The sequence below is a fragment of the Enterovibrio nigricans DSM 22720 genome, assembly GCF_900167155.1.
Lineage (GTDB): Bacteria > Pseudomonadota > Gammaproteobacteria > Enterobacterales > Vibrionaceae > Enterovibrio > Enterovibrio nigricans.
The window spans coordinates 1-3,790 of the sequence record NZ_FUXU01000162.1 but is presented as its reverse complement, the minus strand read 5'-3'; the positions used below and the strand labels follow the sequence as shown (position 1 = coordinate 3,790).

Annotated in this window: 4 protein-coding genes; all 4 read right to left on the bottom strand. The window is 43.3% G+C overall.

Translation table 11 applies throughout. From position 1 onward, the window contains the following. Positions 1-179 precede the first annotated feature (179 nt). Positions 180-395: a DUF3820 family protein gene (locus tag B5D35_RS23060; protein WP_078754745.1), complete on the bottom strand. Its 216-nt coding sequence runs from the start codon at positions 393-395 to the stop codon at positions 180-182. Positions 396-508: 113 nt separating this feature from the next. Continuing rightward, on the bottom strand, positions 509-844 hold the full coding sequence (locus B5D35_RS23055; RefSeq protein ID WP_078754744.1) for a response regulator: 336 nt from the start codon (positions 842-844) through the stop codon (positions 509-511). Between the two features lie 3 nt (positions 845-847). Continuing rightward, the gene (locus B5D35_RS23050) at positions 848-3,460 is read right to left on the bottom strand and encodes an ATP-binding protein (protein ID WP_078754743.1); all 2,613 of its coding nucleotides are present in this window, start codon (positions 3,458-3,460) and stop codon (positions 848-850) included. Then, entirely contained in the window at positions 3,453-3,755 is a 303-nt protein-coding gene (locus B5D35_RS25580) for an acyl-homoserine-lactone synthase (RefSeq protein WP_078754742.1), read from the bottom strand. The genes B5D35_RS23050 and B5D35_RS25580 overlap by 8 nt, the downstream gene beginning before the upstream one ends. Positions 3,756-3,790 lie beyond the last annotated feature (35 nt).

The following is a 3,790-nucleotide window of genomic DNA, read 5'->3' as shown; positions in this document are numbered from 1 at the left end:
TGGCCATCTATCCGTTATCCGCCAGGGAGAAATGAGACGATTTTGGATCACTACGGATTTTTTGCAACAACCCCAGTGAAAGGGCCACTTCGGAACGATTTTGCTCAGTTTGACCTCAACAAAGACGGCTATCTCACCGAAAGTGAAATGCCGAAGGGACCGCCGCCTCTATGATCAAATCACATGTTTTTAAGGGGCTTGACGACAGCATCTAATCCTTCAATTTTTAGTGCCAGACACAGTGCCAACAATCGCCCTAATTCACCTTGAGGGAAGCCCTGCTTTTCAAACCACAACAGGTACTCCTCTGGCAAGTCGATAAGCACGCGTCCAGCATATTTGCCAAACGGCATTTTCATGCGCGCCAATTTCAGCATGTTTTCTTTTTCTAACATTTCGAGAGTGCTCAGTATGCATTTGAACGTGATTTTAGCAGGCAGAAAGTAAAGAATCCCCTCTTCATTTGTCGTAAAAAGAAGAGGGGAATAGTGTCAGAGGTCGGGATTCATCAAGCCATATTTCGATTGTTTTCAATATCGCTACATGTTCTATTTTGTGGATGCACGTTTCGCCCCCCTTTCTGACGCTTTGCCTGAACACACCATTTTGTTGCCATGTTTACGAGTTGTTTTTTCGTAATGGGCTTTTCCAGATGGTCATCGGTCACCTCTTCAACCTCTGAGATGATCTCCGGACTATATTCACCCGTTAAGCAGACAATAGGCACAAATGGGTTTACTTTGCGTATTTCTTTCGTCGCATCAATGCCATTCATGTTCGGCATTTGGATGTCCATAAAGATCATGTCAACAAACGTATTTTTCGCTTGCTCAATCGCTTCCAATCCTTATGTTGCTTGAAAAACTTCCACACCTTCAGCACTGAGGTATGCTTGAACTAATAGTCGGTTTGCCTGTATATCATCGACAACCAATATGCGCTTTCCGGCGAGTGACCCCAGCAGATTGAACGCGCCAGCATTTGCAAGTTGTGACAATGAACGCCAAAAGCTCAGTTTGTTATGACTGATAACTTCGCCCTGAAAAAGTGCGTTATCGTCGTAGTCGCTGCGTTCTTCACTGCTGTCCGTCGAACACCAAAACATCGGGACATTTCGCATATCAAATCGCTGGCGCAACGCCGTTACAATGTCATTAGAGTGGGCGTGATTTGACTCTGAAATCAGTACAAAGTCCAACGCCTTTTCCGATGTGATGTTTAACGCATTATTGATACTGTCAGCCTGAGAAAGGCAAAGATCAAAATCGCCCAGTAGATACTCTGTCAGACGTTCGCAGTTTTGGGTTGAACCTATGACAAGACCACGCTTGTGATTTAAATACGGTGTCAGTGTTTGATGAAGTGACCGTTCATGGCGCTGTTCATCTATCGACGGAAAAGTGGGCGTGAATTCGGTATACTCATCAACGGCAGAAATGCACGTAATCGTTCCTCCGAAAGCTTCCATCACGCGTCTACAGTATGCCAGACCAAGGCCCGTACCATTCTTCTTCCCGTAAGTGAAAAAATCATCAAAAACTCTGGATTGATTCGCTTCCGATATACCCGGACCTGTATCAGAAACAACCAGCCGATTCTCTGTCTCACCACGATAAAGCTGGATATCAATTCGACTGCCGATATGTGAATCAAAGTAATCAGACGCATTTTTCAACAAGTTGTACACGACAAAGCTAAACAGCGTCTCACTGCCATAAAAAATAAAATCATCGTCTAAGTGTGCCGTAATACGGCTTCGGTGCCCTTCCTTTAAAAAACTGAAATCATTTAAAGCATCGAGGGTAAGCTCTCCTGCGGAGTAATAGGAGAATTGGTCTGAACTAAACCCGCTGCCATTGATTTCAGACAAAATGGCATCAATAAAGCGTGTTCCCAATGACACCGCTTTTTTACTCTCCGCCAGTTCCTGATAGAGCTTTTTCATGCCATCTGAAGCGAAGTGGCCTAGCGTCACGTCGGAGCCAAACATGTCGGCGTCAATACGTTCGAAGTGATACTTTAACTTGCTAAACGGATTACGAATTTCATGCGCGATGGAGCCCGCTAACACCTGCGTTTTTCGGACTTTATCTTCCGTTACAATCCATTTATTCGCTTCATCGAAAAGCGCTTGTAGCCCAAGGATTTCTTCACTGGAAAAGAGCCCTACTTGATCGTTTTTTGACACCATATATAAATGCGACACATAGCCGGAGTGATCGGTGATGGGCAACACCAACGACGTCCCCGCATTGCTCATCGCATCCGTCAGGGCGATTAAGTGCGCACTATCTTCTACATTGTGATGACGAAGCACGTAATCAAGTTCTTCTTTAATCAGCGCGCGCCTATCATTTTTAAAGTAATCCAGAAATACACTGTTGAGATGCTCGTCAGCCCTTTGTATTCGGCCATGAGAGGCATTCAGCACTTGGTTTAGCTTCACAATCGCTTGATCACTTGAATATCGAAACTCGCCAATGAGACGACAGATATTGTCGACAGGATTTCCATTTTTTCGGTAGAGAACCTTGTTCACTAACTGCCGTATTTTTCCCAATGATTGATGCCAGAATATGCCTGACACCAGCGTCCATATTGCCAACAACGCAAAGACAATAAAGCTCGTCCCATTAGATGCAATCACTATCATAGGGACCAAATAGATGAGCGAATTTAAAGTAAAGCTGGTACAGACGAGACTAATGTATTTGGCACTATAAAACCGATTGTTCAACAACGCATAACCGATCAATAGTGCTTCAATGGCAGACAACGCAGGCGGAACCCATACTAATGAAAAATCATGGTAAAGAAGCGGAACAATCACAAGAACAATCAGTGTCGACACCATAAAAATGACAACACCAGCCATCATATAGCTCGATTTCAACTGGCTTAATCGCTTCTTAGTTTTCCAGGCTTTAAGAAAGTTAGTAAAGGTCAGGACAATGAGAATAGGGGCAGAAAGGAAAAATTGTTCATTGTGCTCACCGAAATAAAGAACAAAATCACCGACACCAAAAATTTCGATATCTGCAACTGTCATCCCCGGTACCAAATTAACCACAAAGGCATGAAGCGCGAGAGTGACAGAAATAACTACCTGGTAAGTTCTAAGTTTCTTACCGGGAAGCGTAGAAACCAACTTACAAAAAAAAAGGTAAGCGAAGAGTAATGCGACAAAGCAAAACAAATTCGCAATAACAGCCACGGTCAACGCGATGTTTTTGTCGTATATGAGAAGTAAATTTGACTGAAAAAAGGCGTTGGCAAATATCCATCCCGTAATTGAGATAGCGTAATAGCAGTACGGAAGATAAATGGAACTGTCTACTCCCATTTTATCTGACATGAACGTATGAGAAAGATATACAACCCAACCTAATACGCCTAGTCCAACAATGACCAATAACAATCCTGGTATGTGAGATACTGCATTAACGCAAAAATCAAGCATGCATCGCCTCCATGCATTGCTTTCTCACGGACAGAATTCTCTTGTAATAGTCTCTATAACTGCAATTTTTGATGGCATCACCCATTGACTGACTGAGAAAAAAACCTTTATACGTCACTGGGCTTCGCTCATTGACCTGCTGATAAGATAGCGGTATGTACGGATAATCATCCACACTGGTTTGATTAACCGATTGAAAGAAAAACAAAATTGAAGGTTGCTCCGTGATGATATAAACGACATCCAACCTCGCCGACTTTAGCAATAAGATAATATTTTTCAGGCTCCGTTGCAAAGTTAGTAGAAGGCCGCTGAGACCCTAGGTTATCC

Excerpts from the sequence above, each read along its gene's own strand:
- B5D35_RS23060 (WP_078754745.1), bottom strand. The coding sequence starts at position 395 with ATGTTAGAAAAAGAAAACATGCTGAAATTGGCGCGCATGAAAATGCCG.
- B5D35_RS23050 (WP_078754743.1), bottom strand. The coding sequence starts at position 3,460 with ATGCTTGATTTTTGCGTTAATGCAGTATCTCACATACCAGGATTGTTA.